Annotated in this window: 15 protein-coding genes; 9 read left to right on the top strand and 6 right to left on the bottom strand. The window is 69.3% G+C overall.

Annotated features, from left to right (window positions below; translation table 11 throughout):
• Window positions 1-65: 65 nt before the first annotated feature.
• Together ACYVF7_RS38280 and ACYVF7_RS38275 are read left to right on the top strand one after the other, a co-directional pair.
• Window positions 66-1,223 carry a PucR family transcriptional regulator gene (locus ACYVF7_RS38280; protein ID WP_460350356.1) on the top strand — a complete coding sequence of 386 codons (1,158 nt, stop codon included), beginning with the start codon at window positions 66-68 and terminating at the stop codon, window positions 1,221-1,223.
• A gap of 32 nt (window positions 1,224-1,255) precedes the next feature.
• Window positions 1,256-1,477, top strand: coding sequence for a hypothetical protein (locus ACYVF7_RS38275; RefSeq protein ID WP_460350354.1), 222 nt, complete (start codon window positions 1,256-1,258; stop codon window positions 1,475-1,477).
• A gap of 32 nt (window positions 1,478-1,509) precedes the next feature.
• Here the strand turns inward: ACYVF7_RS38275 and ACYVF7_RS38270 are convergent, their stop codons facing one another.
• Complete coding sequence (locus ACYVF7_RS38270; RefSeq protein WP_460350352.1) at window positions 1,510-2,703, bottom strand: low temperature requirement protein A; 1,194 nt, start codon at window positions 2,701-2,703, stop codon at window positions 1,510-1,512.
• Between the two features lie 199 nt (window positions 2,704-2,902).
• Between ACYVF7_RS38270 and ACYVF7_RS38265 the strand changes: the two genes are divergently transcribed.
• Window positions 2,903-3,805 (top strand): carbamate kinase, encoded by a 903-nt coding sequence (locus ACYVF7_RS38265; RefSeq protein ID WP_460350350.1) that lies wholly within the window; start codon window positions 2,903-2,905, stop codon window positions 3,803-3,805.
• A gap of 145 nt (window positions 3,806-3,950) precedes the next feature.
• Here ACYVF7_RS38265 and ACYVF7_RS38260 read toward each other — a convergent pair whose 3' ends face one another.
• Window positions 3,951-4,130 carry a hypothetical protein gene (locus tag ACYVF7_RS38260; RefSeq protein WP_460350348.1) on the bottom strand — a complete coding sequence of 60 codons (180 nt, stop codon included), beginning with the start codon at window positions 4,128-4,130 and terminating at the stop codon, window positions 3,951-3,953.
• Window positions 4,131-4,332: 202 nt separating this feature from the next.
• Here ACYVF7_RS38260 and ACYVF7_RS38255 point away from each other — a divergent pair, with 202 nt between their 5' ends.
• The 6 genes from ACYVF7_RS38255 to tatA all read left to right on the top strand — a co-directional run bounded on the left by ACYVF7_RS38255 (window position 4,333) and on the right by tatA (window position 12,250).
• Window positions 4,333-6,207 carry a CASTOR/POLLUX-related putative ion channel gene (locus tag ACYVF7_RS38255; protein ID WP_460350346.1) on the top strand — a complete coding sequence of 625 codons (1,875 nt, stop codon included), beginning with the start codon at window positions 4,333-4,335 and terminating at the stop codon, window positions 6,205-6,207.
• 565 nt (window positions 6,208-6,772) lie between these two features.
• Window positions 6,773-8,248 (top strand): LCP family protein, encoded by a 1,476-nt coding sequence (locus ACYVF7_RS38250; protein WP_460350344.1) that lies wholly within the window; start codon window positions 6,773-6,775, stop codon window positions 8,246-8,248.
• 100 nt (window positions 8,249-8,348) lie between these two features.
• Window positions 8,349-8,702 carry an ArsR/SmtB family transcription factor gene (locus ACYVF7_RS38245; RefSeq protein ID WP_460350342.1) on the top strand — a complete coding sequence of 118 codons (354 nt, stop codon included), beginning with the start codon at window positions 8,349-8,351 and terminating at the stop codon, window positions 8,700-8,702.
• Window positions 8,686-11,391 (top strand): magnesium-translocating P-type ATPase, encoded by a 2,706-nt coding sequence (gene mgtA / locus ACYVF7_RS38240; protein ID WP_460350340.1) that lies wholly within the window; start codon window positions 8,686-8,688, stop codon window positions 11,389-11,391. The genes ACYVF7_RS38245 and mgtA overlap by 17 nt, the downstream gene beginning before the upstream one ends.
• A 162-nt stretch (window positions 11,392-11,553) precedes the next feature.
• Window positions 11,554-11,880 (top strand): sec-independent translocase, encoded by a 327-nt coding sequence (locus tag ACYVF7_RS38235; RefSeq protein WP_460350338.1) that lies wholly within the window; start codon window positions 11,554-11,556, stop codon window positions 11,878-11,880.
• A 67-nt stretch (window positions 11,881-11,947) separates the two neighbouring features.
• Entirely contained in the window at window positions 11,948-12,250 is a 303-nt protein-coding gene (gene tatA, locus ACYVF7_RS38230; RefSeq protein ID WP_460350335.1) for a Sec-independent protein translocase subunit TatA, read from the top strand.
• Here the strand turns inward: tatA and ACYVF7_RS38225 are convergent.
• From ACYVF7_RS38225 to ACYVF7_RS38210, 4 genes are all read right to left on the bottom strand, one after another.
• A complete protein-coding gene (locus ACYVF7_RS38225) occupies window positions 12,247-12,912 on the bottom strand; it encodes a transglycosylase SLT domain-containing protein (RefSeq protein ID WP_460350333.1) in 666 nt (221 codons plus the stop codon). The two genes, tatA and ACYVF7_RS38225, sit on opposite strands and share 4 nt — an antisense overlap.
• A gap of 112 nt (window positions 12,913-13,024) precedes the next feature.
• Window positions 13,025-13,501: a hypothetical protein gene (locus tag ACYVF7_RS38220; RefSeq protein ID WP_460350331.1), complete on the bottom strand. Its 477-nt coding sequence runs from the start codon at window positions 13,499-13,501 to the stop codon at window positions 13,025-13,027.
• Window positions 13,502-13,624: 123 nt separating this feature from the next.
• On the bottom strand, window positions 13,625-14,788 hold the full coding sequence (locus ACYVF7_RS38215) for a GDSL-type esterase/lipase family protein (protein WP_460350329.1): 1,164 nt from the start codon (window positions 14,786-14,788) through the stop codon (window positions 13,625-13,627).
• A gap of 4 nt (window positions 14,789-14,792) precedes the next feature.
• Window positions 14,793-15,371 carry a TetR/AcrR family transcriptional regulator gene (locus ACYVF7_RS38210; protein WP_460350327.1) on the bottom strand — a complete coding sequence of 193 codons (579 nt, stop codon included), beginning with the start codon at window positions 15,369-15,371 and terminating at the stop codon, window positions 14,793-14,795.
• Window positions 15,372-15,447: the final 76 nt, after the last annotated feature.

Here is a 15,447-nt window from a genome sequence, read left to right as displayed (position 1 = left end):
GGCGGTGCGGCCGCCATCGACAGCGGTCACGACCCTGGCCACCACGCCTTGTACATTTGTATGAAATGAGTGACTACCAGAGCCTGGTGGACGAGGTATCGGCACTCCTCCAAGCGCCGGTGACCCTGGAGGACCGGGAGTTCACGCTCATCGCCTTCAGCTCTCACGACGACGACCTCGACCCGGTACGCACCCGCTCGATCCTGCGCCGCCGCTCCTCCCCGGAGGTACGCGCCTGGTTCGAGGGCTTCGGGATCGCCCGCGCCACCGGCCCGGTCCGTACGCCCGTCGACCACGAGGCGGGGATCCGCGCCCGGCTGTGCGTGCCCGCCCGGCACGAGGGCGCCGTCTACGGCTACCTGTGGCTGCTGGACGACGGCACCATCGACCCCGCCGATCCCCGCATGACCCGGGTGATGGCCCTGGCGACCCGGGCCGGACGGCTGCTGGCCGCCGACACCTGGCAGGGAGAGGCCGCGCCGCGGGCATTCGCGCAACTGCTGTCGAACTCGGCCGCCGATCGCGCCGAGGCCGCCCGAACCCTGGGCGCGCTGCGGCATCCGGCGTCAGCGTCCGCGTCCGTCACCGTCGTCTGGGTGAGCCCCGCTCCGCGATTCACCCCCGCCCGGCTCCCGCACGGGGTGCTGACCCATCGGCGTACAGCCGGCCTGGCGCTTCTCGTACCGCTGCCGGACCCCGCCGCCACCGCTCCCGCCGAGGCGATCGCCGCCGGACTGCTCGATGACCGGACGCTCGCGGGCGTGGGCGGTGCCCGGACGGACCTGCTCGATGTGCCTCACTCATGGCGGGAGGCCCGGCTCGCCGTACGGGCGGCGCGCGCCGAACCCCGGCTGGGACCTGTCGCCTGCTGGGACGAGCTGGGCGCGTACCGGCTGATCGCCGCGCCCCCGATGGCGACCCCCACGGCGCCGCCCGCCGATCCGGCCCTGATCCCGCTCCTGGACCCCGTACGCGCCGACCTGCTGCGCACTGCCGAGACCTACCTGGACCACGCCGGTCATGCCCAGCGCACCGCCGAGGCCCTGTCGGTGCACCGCCAGACCCTGTACTACCGGCTGTCCAGGATCAAGGCACTGACCGGCCTCGACCTGGACTCCGGAGCAGACCGCCTCCTGCTGCACCTGGCCATCAAGACCTACCGACTGGCCACCACGCCCGAAGGCCCTGCCGACGCCTGGGACTCGAATCGCGGGATGCCGTAGGCCCGGCATCGCGTAGCGTCGGGGCACTCGCAGTGGGGTTCTGGCCTGGAACGGCGACCGCGTGGGTCGAGGCCAACGGACGGCCAGGCGTGCTGGTCTCACGCGATGACACCGTCGTCGTGCTGCTGACGGTCAGTGCTTCGGAACAGGGCATCGACCAGATCATGTGGGTGATGAACCCGGCCAAGCTCGCGGGGATCTCCCGCGCTCGGCCGGAGTCGCCGAGCCTCGAACCAGGCTCCGAGCGTGACTGATCGATCAGCCGTCGATGCCGCGAGGCCAGGGCTCAGCGCTTCCGGCCGGTGGCGATGGTGATGGCGGTGATCAGGACGTTGACGGCCGCGATCGCCGCGACGACGGCGACCACTCCGATCCGCGGTGCCGCGAGCGGTACGGCGAGGATGACACCGGTGCCGCCGAGAATCGCAGCGGGCTTGACGACGGGTTCGGCCACGATGGGCGCGTGGACGAGCCATAGCGACGTGAGGAACACCGCGGCCGGGATCGCGACGGCATAGCAGATGGCGAGGGGCGAGGCATTGAGGTCATGTCCGGTCTGCTCGACCGCGATCTTGAGGCCGGCGCCGAGGGCCGCGAGGGCCGCGAAGATGCCGTAGTGGCCGTATCCCCATCGGTAGGACCGATGGCGGCGCTCGTCCAGGCCCGCGCCGGCCGGCACGAGGAAGTAGAGCCACCAGATGGCGAACAGCAGGACGAGACCGGAGACGGCGATGACGACGAGCCGACCGTTGATCTCGGCTGTCTCGAGCGCTCCCGCGACTCCGCTGCTCACGGCGAGGACGCTCTCGCCGAGCAGGATGATCGTGAACAGGCCGTAGCGTTCGGCGATGTGGTGCGGGTGCCAGCTGGTGGGCGTGATCCGTTCCGCCCAGCGCGGCACCATGAGTTCCAGGACGTCCAGGCCGATGAAGAACGGCAGCTGGGCGGATGACGGCAGGGCGCCGGTCGCCGAGAGGACGAGGCGGAGTACCCAGCCCGCCTGCACGATGGCGATCCCGGTGGCGTACCGCAGCGCCGTACGGCGGCCGGCCGGGTCTTCGACGGCGGCCCGCAGCCATTGGGCCACGAGTCCGATCCTCATGATGAAGTAGCCGAGTGTGACGGCCCGGTAGTCGGCGTGGTCGGCAGCGGCCGGTACGCCGGCGGCGAGGACCAGCACCCCGGCCATCTGCACCATGGTCATCAAGCGATAGGCGACGTCGTCGGTGTCGTACGACGAGGCGAACCAGGTGAAGTTCATCCAGGCCCACCACACCGCGAAGAAGACCTGAAAGAACGGGAGGAGCCCGGCCAGGCCATGGCCGTCGGCGATGCCGTGCGCGAGCTGGGTGGTGACGGCCGCGACCGCGACCACGAAGGTCAGGTCGAACAGCAGCTCCAGCTGGCTGGAGACACGGTGCGGCTCGTCGATCGGCCGCGCACGCATCCGGACCCGGATCCCCTTGGTCGCCGTTGGCACGTTCTGGCTCCTGTCCCGCGAAAGGTTCGTCTTCGTGGATAAAGACCGGACGACATGCCGGTCTGTGACGAGCGAATTCCGCCGGGGCCGTCACAGCCGGCGGGGTCGCGCGGTCTTGGCCGGCGCCTTGCCGGGCACGACGCCGCAAGACGTATGGTCGAGGTGCGGCCGGGCCGGCGGAACTGAGGAGACGGCATTGATGATCGTTGTGGCGCTCGGCGGCAACGCGCTGCTGGAGCGGGGCGAAAAGCCCGATGCCGACATCCAGGAATCGCACATCCAGCGGGCGGTGGAGGCGCTCACGCCGCTCGCCCGAGCGCATGACCTCGTCGTGACCCACGGCAACGGGCCGCAGGTGGGCATGCTGGCCTTGGAAAGCGCGCGGGACCCCGCGCTGACCCACCCGTACTCGCTGGACGTGCTCGGCGCGCAGACGCAGGGGATGATCGGATACTGGCTCACCCAGGCGCTGCGCGGTGCCGTGCCCGGCAGGCCCGCCGGATGCCTGGTCTGCCAGACGAAGGTCGACCCGGACGATCCCGCCTTCGCCGATCCCACGAAGTTCGTCGGCCCTGTCTACGAGGAGAAGGAAGCGCTGGACCTGGCAGCCGCGCGCGGCTGGGTGGTCCGCCGTGACGGTGCCGCATGGCGCCGGGTCGTGCCGTCTCCCGAGCCGCTCGAGCTGGTGGAGATGCCGCTCATCCGGGTGCTGCTGGACAGCGGCGCGATGGTGGTGTGCGCGGGTGGCGGCGGCATCCCCGTGGTGGCGGAGCCCTCGGGCGCGTTGCGCGGCGTCGAAGCCGTTGTGGACAAGGACCTGACCGCGGCCCTGCTGGCCCGCGCCGTGGACGCCGACGCCCTGCTGCTGCTGACCGACGTCGATGCCGTGACCGACGGCTTCGGCACTCCGGACGCCCGGCCCATCCGTCACGCCACGCCCGGTGAGCTGCGGGCCCGCTCGTTCGCGGCCGGCTCGATGGGCCCGAAGGTGGAGGCCGCCTGCCGGTTCGTGGAGGCGACCGGCCGCATGGCGGCGATCGGCCGCCTCGACGCCGCCGCGCCGCTGCTCCACCGCACGGCCGGCACCATCGTCTCCCCGTAGCCGGGGACAGCGAGCCCCAGCCGGGGATCCGCGCTGGGGACTTCCACAGACGCGGGAGCCCCTCGGCGGGACGGAGGCTGCGTGGTAGCCCCGTCCGCCCTCGCGGCGGATGCGGTCACCTCGTGAGCGACCTTCGTGTCACCGGTTACGGGCTGCCTCCCCGGCGGCTGATCAGCTCATCCTTGGTGATGCCGTGCTGGGCGAGAACGCGTTCCGCGTGTTCGTACTCGATGAGGTCGGGCAGCGCCCGGTCGACCTCCTCGGCCACCTCCGACAGCCCCGCTGCCCGCAGTATGTCGACCACGTGTTGTCGTGCGACCTGCATCGCTCACCGACCTTTCTCTTGGTGCTCGATCCGAGCCCGTCGGAGCGGATGCTCCACACCATCCATCATGGCTCCACCACCCTGACCCGAGGTTCGGGCCGATAAGAGCAGCCGAGACGGCGGCTGCCCGAATCCCCTTCGCGTGGACTGATAGCTTCATGCGGCGCAGGACACGGTGTGCGGCAATAGATCGGGGATTCGGGTGGCTCAGGTGCGGTGGCGGGATCGTGCGCGGTACGCCTTCGACAACACCATGTCGAAAGGCACGTCGGCGCTGATCGGCTGGCTCGGGCTGGCCTCGGCGATCCTCATCGTGGTGATCGCCTCCCTCACGGTGCTGCTGGCCCCCGGCGACGCGAAGCACGACGGGCACTGGCCGGGGATGCTCTGGCGCACCCTGATGCGTGCCATCGACCCGGGCACGGTCGGCGGTGACTCCGGCAGCCACATGTACCTGGCGCTGATGCTGGGCGTGACGGTGGGCGGGATCTTCATCGTCAGCGCGCTGATCGGTGTGCTCACCACCGGGCTGGAAGCCAGGATCGCGGATCTGCGCAAGGGGCACTCGAAGATCATCGAGCGGAACCACACGGTCTTGCTGGGCTGGTCGGACCAGGTGTTCACGGTGATCTCCGAACTGGTGAAGGCCAACCAGAGCCAGCGCCGCTCGTGCGTGGCGATCCTTGCCGACCAGGACAAGGTCGACATGGAAGAGGCGATCCGGCACCGCCTCGGTGACACCGGCAACACCCGGGTGGTCTGCCGCCGCGGCAACCCGCTGAGCCGCGCCGACCTCGAACTGGTCAGCCCGGGCACGGCACGGTCCATCATGGTCATCGCGCCGCCCGCCGACGATCCCGACACCCACGTGATCAAGGTGCTGCTCTCCCTCGGAGCGAGGGAATGGGGCGCGCACCGGCCGCCGGTGGTGGCCGCCGTGACCAACTCGGCGAACCTTCCAGCGGCAAGGCTCGCCGGCGGCCCCGCCGCGCAGGTGGTTGACGCCGACGACATCGGGGTCCGGCTGGTCGTGCAGTCCCACCGCCAGTCCGGGCTGTCCACCGTCTGCACCGACCTGCTGGACTTCTCCGGCAACGAGTTCTATCTGCGCTCGGAACCGTCTCTCGCGGGCCGGACCTACGGCGAGGCACTGGACTGCTACGAGCTCGGCATCCCGATCGGGATGCGGCGACCGGACGGCGCGGTCGTGGTGAACCCGACCATGGACACCGTCATCAAGGCCGACGACGAGATGATCGTGCTGGCCGAGGACGACCTGCTGATCCGGCTCACCGACAGCCCGCCGCGGATCGTCAACGAGGCGATCAGCGTCACCGTGCCCGAGGCCCCCAGGCCCGCCCGCACGCTGCTCGTCGGCTGGAACCAGCGCGCACCGAAGATCATCAACCTGCTCGACGCGTTCGCTCAGCCAGAATCGGTTCTCGACGTCGCCGCGCTCCACGACGATCCACGCGCGCGGCTCGCCGCTCCGGCCAACCTCGCGATGGGCTTCACCCGATGCGACCCCACCGACCGGGCCGCGCTGGAGACCCTCGACGTCGGCTCCTACCAGCACGTCATCGTGCTCTCCGACGACGCCTACGACGCGCAGCACGCCGACGCCCGCACGCTGGTCACCCTGCTGCACCTGCGCGACATGGAAGAACGCATCGGCGATCCGTACTCCATCGTCAGCGAGATCAACGACGAGGGAAACCGCGAGGTGGCCCAGGTGACCAAGGCCGACGACTTCGTCGTCAGCGCCCGGCTCATCAGCCTGCTGCTCACCCAGCTGACCGAGAACCACCACCTGCGGGAGGTGTTCGCCAACCTCCTGGACCCGACCGGCTCGGAGATCTACCTCAAACCCGCGACCGACTACCTACTGCCGGACGCGTCGGCGAACTTCGCCACCGTCATCGAGGCCGCCCGAAGGCGCGGGCAGACGGCGCTGGGGTACCGCAGGCACGAGGCCTTCCACGAGTCGCCGGGCTACGGCGTCGTGCTGAACCCCGGCAAGGCCGCCCCGCTCACCCTGGCCGCCGAGGACCGCGTCATCGTCCTGGCCGAACAGTGATGGTCTCGGTCACAGTTTCTGTACCGCGATCCACGTCTTGTCGAGGACGTCGTACGTCACCAGGAAGGCGTTGAGCGCCCAGAAGGTGATCGTCGGCCCCATGTTGCGTTGCCTGGTCATGGCGGATCTCCACGCCTCAGTCGGCCGTGGCGTCCCATGCCGACCAGGCGGATCCTGCAGGTGAGTGCCCGAGGACACGAACACCCCGCCCCCTTTCGCGGTGTTCTTGAGGTAAGACGGCGCGGCGCCTGTCCCCGTTTCCTGCCGCTGGGGCCTTCTCGGCGCGTGTGCGCGTGCCTTGCCGTACTCCGTTTTATACCTATTACTTGTTCAAGCCTGCAACTGTCGTGCGCCCAGGCGGCCGTTCGAGAGCCTCATCCGCAATCGCTTGAGGGATTTGTTCGCATCTGATATTTGTACAAGTCTGCAAGTGTCAAGCGGCCGACTCGGCCGTCGGTGTTGCTGAGCGGTCGACGCGCCACACCGCGGCCCGCGGGCGGGATCACCCCGATCCGGGCTCACAACGCTTGACCTCGCGTCGGCGAGCGGACGATCGGGAGACTGCATGGCATTGCGTCAGGCTGAACGGCGCGTGGTGTCGGATCGCGAACCGGTTCCGGTCGCCGGATTGTGGCAGGCGCTGGGCCTCACGCTGGCCTCGGTGTTCGTCTGGGGCGTGGCGCATGTGTGGTCCGGGCGCCGCCTGGCCGGTCTCGCTCTCATGGGATCGTTCGGCGCGCTGGTGGCCGGCGCCGTGACGGCCGCGCTGGTGTTTCAGGAGAGCCTGAAGCAGATCGCCGTCCAGCGCACCTGGCTCGGTGGCATCACGATCGGGATCCTGGCGCTCGCCCTGGTCTGGGCGCTGGTGGTCATCCGCTCCTACCAGGTGGTGCGACCGGACGGCCTGCCGCCCGCGATGCGCGTCGTCGCCGGTTCCCTGGTCGTGGTGATGGCGCTGGTGGTCTGCACGCCGCTGGTGTACGCGGCGAACAGCACGTACGTGCTGAGCAACGCGTTGTCCACGATCTTCCCCGGAGAAGATCATTCCGGTCAGCCGGTGAACGCCGCGAACCCGTGGCAGAACCTGCCCCGGCTGAATGTCCTGTTGCTGGGCGGTGACGGCGGTCAGGACCGTACCGGCATCCGCACCGACAGCATGACGGTCGCCAGCATCGACACCAAGACCGGCGACACCGTGCTGTTCGGCCTGCCCCGGAGCCTGCAGAAGTTCCCGATGCCGCCCCGGTTGCGGTCCAGGTGGCCGGACGGGTACACCGGAGATCCCGGGGACCAGGGGCTGCTGAACGAGCTGTACATCATGGGGGAGCGGCACCCCGAACTCGAGCCGGGCTACGCGAAGGGCCAGCGCGGCCCGCATCTGACCGAAGACGTGATCGGGTATCTGCTCGGCCTGAAGATCCACTACTACGTCCTGGTCAACCTGGGCGGCTTCAAGGACATCGTGAACGCCATGGGTGGCGTACGGGTGCACATCGAGAAACGGCTCCCGATCGGCGGTGAGCCCGAGCGGGGCATCCCACCGAGCGGCTACCTCGAACCCGGCTGGCACAAGCTCGATGGCGAAGATGCCTTGTGGTACGGGCGCAGCAGGCACGCCGACGACGACTTCCACCGCATGGACCGGCAGAAGTGCCTGCTGAAGGACATCGCCGACCAGGCCGACCCACAGACGGTCGTCACGCATTTCGAGGAACTCGCCAAGGCGGCGCAGAACACCATCTTCACCAACATCCCCTCGGCGCTGCTGCCGGCTCTGGTGAAGCTGTCCGGCACGGTCAAGCACGGTGCCGACATCCGGAACCTGGCGTTCAACCCGTACAAGCTGACCGGGTTCCACGTGTACCAGCCCGATGTCGCCCTCATGCGCAGAGTGACCGCCAACGCCATCGCCGACAGCGGGAACCCGCAGCCGTCGAGCACGGCGAAGAAGAAGCACACGGCGCGCAGGACGGTGACCGCCACCGCGACGCCCACGAGCGCCCCCGGAGGCGCCGTCTCACTGAAGAACGTCTGCGGCTGAACATGAACGTACGGAGAGAGCCCGATCCGGCGGTGTCGTTTGCGCATCCGTGGTCTTCTCCGGAAGGCTGGGCGGTGACGGAACAGACGTGGAGGTTGTCGTGACGGATACCGGTGCCGGCGAGCCGGAGTATCTGTCGGCCGAGTTCCTTCAGGACATGGCGGGCACCTTCGGGCTGCTCGCCTCGACGATGCGTCTGCACATCATGTGGGTGCTGGCCCACGGCGACTGCGACGTCGGGACGATCGCCGGGCACGTCGGCGGGAGCGTCCCGACGGTCAGCCACCACCTGGCCAAGCTCAAGCTCGCCGGGCTGGTGCGCTCGCGCCGGGAGGGCCGACGCCAGATCTATCTGATCGACGACCCGCACATCGTGACGATCGTGCGCCAGATGGTCGACCGCATGCGAGACCGGTCCACCGGCTTGGGACGCCGCCGTGGCGTGGGCGCCTGACTCCGCCCCCGAGCTTCCTCCGCCGTCGACCGGCGCGGTGGCCGGCCCCCGGCTTCCGGAGGTGCGCACTCGGCTCACCGAACACGCGTCGATGCCGCTGCTGCAGGTGCTGCGGAGGCTGGAGAGCGGTCCCCGTGGCCTGTACGAGAGGCAGGCTCAGGAGCGCCTGATCCACCACGGCGAGAACGTCATCACCGCTTCTCCCGCAGCGCGCCGTGGGGCGCGGCTCGTCGGCGCCATCGCCAATCCCTTCGTGATGATCCTGGTCGTGCTCGGTGGCGTGTCGGTCGCGCTGGACTCCGTGGGCGCGGCGGCGGTGATCTTCACGATGGTCGTGATCAGCTGTTGGCTGCAGGTCCGGCAGGAAGATCGGTTCGATCGGGTCGCCGCCACGTTGCGGGCGATGGTGGTCACGACGGCGACCGTGGTACGCCGCGTCACGGAGGACGCGCAGCCGGTCCCTCGGGAGATTCCGGTCGACGAACTCGTTCCCGGCGACGTCGTGGACCTGATCCCGGGCGACATGGTCCCGGCCGACGTACGACTCCTGCGCGCGACGGAGCTGACCGTCGATCAGGCGGTGCTGACCGGAGAGGCACTGCCGGTCGCCAAGCACGCCGAGCTCAACGGCGAGGTCTCCGCGACGGACCGGCCAGAGGGGGACCTCGGCACATTCGACTGCCCGTGGCTGTGCTTCATGGGCAGTACGGTCACCGCGGGCACCGGCAGCGCCGTGGTGGTCGCCACGGGTGGGTCGACCTACTTCGGTGCCATGAACGCCAACGTGGCACCGCGACGCGCCGAGACCGCATTCGACCGCGGCGTCAGGAGCATCTCCTGGGCGCTGATCGGCCTCATGCTGGTGTGCGCGCCGCTGGTGTTCATCGCCAACGCCACAGCGCATGGACTCAGATTTCAGGCGGTGTGGTTCGCGATCTCCGTGGCGGTCGGACTGACTCCGGAGATGCTGCCGGTGATGGTCAGCACGGCGCTGGCCCGGGGCGCCAAGGCGAGCGCCCGGCACGACGTGATCATCAAGCGGCTGCCGGCCATCCACAATCTCGGCGCGATCGATGTGCTATGCGTGGACAAGACCGGCACGCTGACCAATGACGACGTCACCGTCGACTGCCACCTGGACTCCGGTGGCCGTCCCGACGCCGAGGTGCTTCGCTGGGCCGCGGTCAACAGCGCCTGGGCGTCCGAGGGCGACGGCGCGATCGTGTTCAACGAGCTCGATGAGGCGCTGCTGGCCTACGCCGACCAGCACGCCATCTCGGTCGACGGGTTCACCGCCGTCGATGTGATCCCGTTCGACTTCACTCGCCGGCGCGTCAGCGTCGTCGTCCGCGGAAACGGCCGGTTGGGAAGCGAGACCTTGGTGACCAAGGGCGCCGTCGAGCAGGTGCTCGGGTGCTGCGCCTGGCTTCGCACCGGCGCCGGCGACGTTCCGATGACCGCGGCGGAACGCGATCGGCTGACCGAGCTGGCCGACCGGCACGCTGCGAATGGCGTACGGTTGCTCGCCGTCGCTCTGGCGGAGCGGTCCACGCGGATCAGCGCGTACCGGCCGGCCGATGAACAGGAGCTGACGCTGCTGGGTTTCGTCGGGTTCCGCGACCGGACCCGAGACTCGGCGTCGGCCGCGATCGCGGCCTTGGCGGAACGCCGTGTCGCGGTGAAGGTGCTGACCGGTGACCATCCGCTGGTGGCAGCGCGGATCTGCCGTGACGTCGGCCTGGAGCCGGGCCGTGTCGTGGTCGGTGACGACATCATCGGGCTCAGCGACGCCCAGCTGGGGGAGCTCGCCGATCACGCCACCGTGTTCGCGCGCCTCGACCCTGAGCAGAAGGCCCGCATCGTCCGCGCGCTGCGCGGCGCCGGCCGTACGGTGGGGTTCCTCGGCGACGGCGTCAACGACTCGCCGGCACTGCGTGACGCCGACGTGGGAATCACCGTCGACAGCGCCGTCGACATCGCCCGCGAGTCGGCGGACGTCGTACTGCTCCGCGGTGACCTGATGGCCGTGGCCAAGGCCGTCACCGAAGGCCGGCGCACCTTCGCCAACATCGCGAAATACCTCGAGATCACCTTGTCGTCGAATTTCGGCAACGTGTTGTCGATGCTGGCGGCCGGTGTCCTGCTGCCCTTCCTGCCGATGCTGCCGCTGCAGATCCTGGTCCAGAACCTCTGCTTCGACCTGTGCCTGCTTCCGCTCGCCTTCGATCACGTCGACCCGCGCGCGGTGCGCCGGCCGCGCACCTTCGACAGGGCCCGCCTCGTCCGGTTCGTGCTGTGGCTGGGCCCGATCAACACCCTGGCCGACCTGGCCGCGTTCGCGTTCATGCTGCACATCACCGGCAGCCACCCCACGCCGGCCGCACAGGCGCTGTTCCACACCGGCTGGTTCGTGGAGAACCTGCTCACCCAGGCGGCAGCGGTCCACCTGCTACGGAGCCGCCGCCCGCCGTCGCGGCGTGACCGTGCCGCGCTGCCCGTGTGGCTCGGCACGGCCGCGATCCTCGCCATCGCCGCGACGCTGCCGCTGTCCCCGCTCGCGGCCACCCTGGGAATGACGCCCCTTCCGTACACGTCCCTGATCCCGCTCGTCCTCGTGCTGGCCGGCTTCTGCGTCGCGATCACCACCGCGAAGACCCTGTGGCAGAGGAACGATTCCAAGGGGCCATGACGGCGTCCGGGGCGGTGCCGCCGGTCGTCCTCGCTTGGAGCTGAGTTCTCGGCTCTGCGCGGGCTTCAGAGCAAGATAATGCTTGTACAGTTGCACAACTGTAGGATATGAGTGGGTCGTGACTCCGCGGATCGACGTGGAGCCATCACCGGTGGAGGTCAGGTGTTCGACGTCGGGCCCGGCGAGGCGTTGGTGCTTCTCGTGCTGGCCGTGATCATCTTCGGTGATCGACTACCCACGGTGGCGGGGCAGGCCGGACGCGCGTTGCGCCAGCTGCGGGACATCGCCAACAACGCCAAGCGGGATCTCCAGGAAGGCCTCGGGCCGGAGCACGCGGACTTCGACATCGCCGACCTCAACCCACGTCGCTTCATCCAGAAGCATCTGCTCGAGGATGCCGACGGCTCGCCTTACCAGGCGACCGCCGGGAGCGATGAGCCGTTCCTCCCGTACGGCGAACCGCCGCCCTATGACCCCGAAGCCACCTGAGTGCTGAAGCGGCGGCACATGATTCCAAACGAGGGCACGCGGCGTGCCGGTCAGTAAGGAGGAGACGATGCCAGGTGAATTCTCGATATGGCACTGGCTGATCGTCATCGCGGTGTTCTTCGTGTTGTTCGGATCGGCGAAGCTGCCGCAGGCCGCACGATCACTCGGGCGATCGATGCGCATCTTCAAGTCCGAGACCAGGGGACTGATGACCGACGACGATCCGCCGACCACGTCCGCGCAGCAGATGCGCGAGGAGGCCGCCCGGCTTCGAGAAGAGGCCGCCCGACTGGAAGGGCAGACCGACCGGCCGCAGGAACTGACCGTCCCCGCGACCGACGCCGTACGGCACGAGAACTCGCAGAGCTAACGGCGGAGAGCCTTTTCCGCCGCAGCCCAGTTCTGACGCAGACGTTCCAGATACGACTGGGCGATGTCGCCGGGCCTGGCTCCGCGGGCGAACGCCCGCATATTGCCGGGCCCGGCGTTGTAACCGAGGGCGAGCAGCTCATTCCGGGTGTACGGTCCGGACCATTTGGCGGGCAGGTCGGTGGCCAGGTCATGCAGATACCAGGCCGCGGCGGTGATCGCGAGATCCGGGTCGTCGGGAAGCTCCTCCCAGCGCCGGTCGGAGAAGCTGCGGCCATGCTTGACCTCATCGAACGCGGCCCGGTGCATGTCGGCTATGCCGAACGCGGCATCCGGCTTGATCTTCTGCCAGGCGCGTTCGAAGCCCGGGTCGTGCGGCTTGTCCGACTCGTTGAACAGGATCGCCATCAGCAGCCGCGAGCTGATCCTGGCCTCGCGGGCGTGCTTGATGACCTGCGGGGCAAAGCGCGCGGGATCGTTCGCACTCGACGTCGAATCGGGCCGGACGGATGACCCGTGACTCGATGGGGACGCGACACCGTGCGTCCCGGCCCGGGATGCCTCCCCGCCGCCGGAGTCCTTCCCGTCGTGCGTCAGCAGCCAGGCCGCCGCGGCGACGACCGCGACCGAGCCGACAAGCCATCGCCCCCGATGGTCTCGCACCCCTGCGCCTCCCGTTTCCGCGTCGGCCGATGGCTACAAGTGTGGTCGCCGATGAGCCTCATGCCATCAGCCTCGAGAATGATGATGCGACATGGCCGTCTCAGACGGGCGTTCAGCCCGCCTCGCTCTCGGCCCTTGGTGCTCGAGTGAGGACGAGGGCGCTGCCCGCCGCACCGATCAGGATGATCGCGATGGCGACGCTGATCCCGCCCGCGTGGTTCCAGTAGACGTCCTTGAGCTCGATCAGCAGCGCTGCCTCGTCGACGACGAGGGCGAGGCCGATCCCGAAGGCCAGGCCCATCCACATGCGCCAGCGGGGAGAGCGCTCGACGAGACCGCATGCTCCCACGGCGATCAGCGCGAGGATGCCCCAGATGTAGTGGTGGATGTGCACACCACCGACCTGGACGTTGCCCAACCCGGCAACATGTACGTGGATCGCCCAGGTCAACAACCGCAGCCCGGCGAAGGTGGCAGTGAATCCCCACCAGGCGAGCACCAGGCCCCGCCGGGTCGGATGGACGTCCCGCAACCGGCGTGGGCGACGGTGTTCGAGGCGACTCTGATCTGGTGGCGCCTGTCCCGTCACACGGCGAGCGTACTGCGGTGACCGGCCGCTGAGGACGGGCCGACTCGACCAGCCTGACATTCACCGACGAGACCGGCTTGGCCTACGGACCCCTTGAGTGTGACCGGTGGACCCGGACAGCAGCTAACTGAACAGACCCTCGCCGAAGACGAGCCGCGCGAAGTTCTCGGCGATACGTCGGTGGCCTGCCGGGTCGGGGTGGACCTCGTCGGGCAGCGGCAGTTCGGCGTAGTCCTTCTCGCCGTAAAGGTCGCGGCCGTCCAGGTAGTGCAGGTTCGGGTCGCCGGCCGACCGCTGCTGGACGATCCGGGCGAGTTCGTCGCGGATGATGTTCAGCGTCAGGCGCCCGGCGGCGCGTTCGGCCGGGTCGCCCGTGGCCTTGAACCGCAAGGTCCCGCCGTCGAAGTCGGGCATGAGGGGGCCGGGGGTGTCCTCCTGGACCGGGCACAGGATGGCGGACACGACCAGCAGAGGCGTGGCCGGATGTCCCTCCCGGATGGTGTCGAGGAATCCGTGGACCGCGGGGATGAAGGCACGCAGGCGCATCACGTCGCCGTTGACGACGTTGATGCCGATCTTGACGCTGATCAGGTCCGCGGGGGTGTCCCGCATCGCACGGGCGGTGAACGGGTCGAGCAGCGCGCTGCCGCCGAACCCCAGGTTGACCAGCTCCACTCCGCCCTGGGCAGCGGCCAGGGCCGGCCAGATGGCGGTCGGGTGGGCGGCGTTCGAGCCGTGGCTGATGGAACTGCCGTGGTGCAGCCACACCCTGCGCCCGTTGCCCGGTGCCGGCTCGACCGGGGCGTCGGTGCGCAGGGCGATCGCCTCGGTGATCTCCGTATGCGGAAGCCAGATCTCGATGTCCTTGTCACGCGTGGGCAGATCGGTGAACCGGGCGGTGCCGGGAAGCCCTTCGCGCAGTTCCGCGGACCGGGTCACCATGTCGATGATCGTGCGGAGATTGCCGCCGGTCACCGTGGCCTGGGCGGCGAGACGGCCGTCGACCAGCAGGTCGTACACACCGTCCGCCGGGGCAGGGAGACCTCGGTAGGCCCGCTTGGTGGGCAGCGTCTCCAGCTCGATGGTGGTGGCCCGGGTGCGGAAGACCAGCCGCACGCCGGACGGCTGGGCCTCGGCCACGGCCAGTTGGTCGTCCGGGATCTGCCGACGAGCCCAAAGGGGCAGCCGGTGCGGGAGTAGCCCGTGCGCCGTGCGCTCCACGTCGAGGGCACCGCGCAGCATGTCAGCGGTGACGGGTGTGGTGATCAAATCGTGCTCGGTGCTCATCGCCTCAACCTGATTGGTGCGCGGTCCGGTCGCGTAGCAGGACGTCGAGGGAGTCCACGATCCAGGACCAGGATTCCTGCGAGTCGACGGCGGTGTGGCTGAAGCCTCCGGCCATCTCCAGGCTGACGTAGCCGTGGAAGACGCTGCCCAGCATCCGGACCGCGTGCGTCTGGTCCGGCTCCGTCAGGTCGTAGCCGCGCAGGATTGCCCGCGTCATCTGCGCGTGCCGAACGCCGGCGCTGGCGGCCGCCGTCTCCGGGGCGAGCCTGAGCCGGGCGGCGGCGTAGCGGCCGGGGTGCTCCCGGGCGTAGTCGCGGTAGGTGTCCGCGAAGGCGACCAGGGCGTCCTTGCCGGCGCGCCCGGCCACGGCGTCGGCGGCCCGGTCGGCGAGCTCCTCCAGGGCGAACAGGGCGATCCTGGTCTTGAGGTCCTGGGAGCTCTTCATGTGCGAGTACAGACTCGAGACCTTGACGTCGAAGCGGCGGGCGAGTGCCGAGACGGTCACCTGGTCGAAGCCGACCTCATCGGCCAGCTCCGCCCCCGCCTGGGTCAGTCGTTCGGGGGTCAGCCCCACTCGAACCATGATCCTCCTCCCGGTCGCCGAGAGCCTTCTCCCGGTTGCCGACAGCCATTATGGAATTGCCTAAAGGCTTTAGGCA

Source organism: Actinoallomurus acanthiterrae (assembly GCF_054775715.1).
This window is presented reverse-complemented; position numbering and strand designations above follow the sequence as displayed.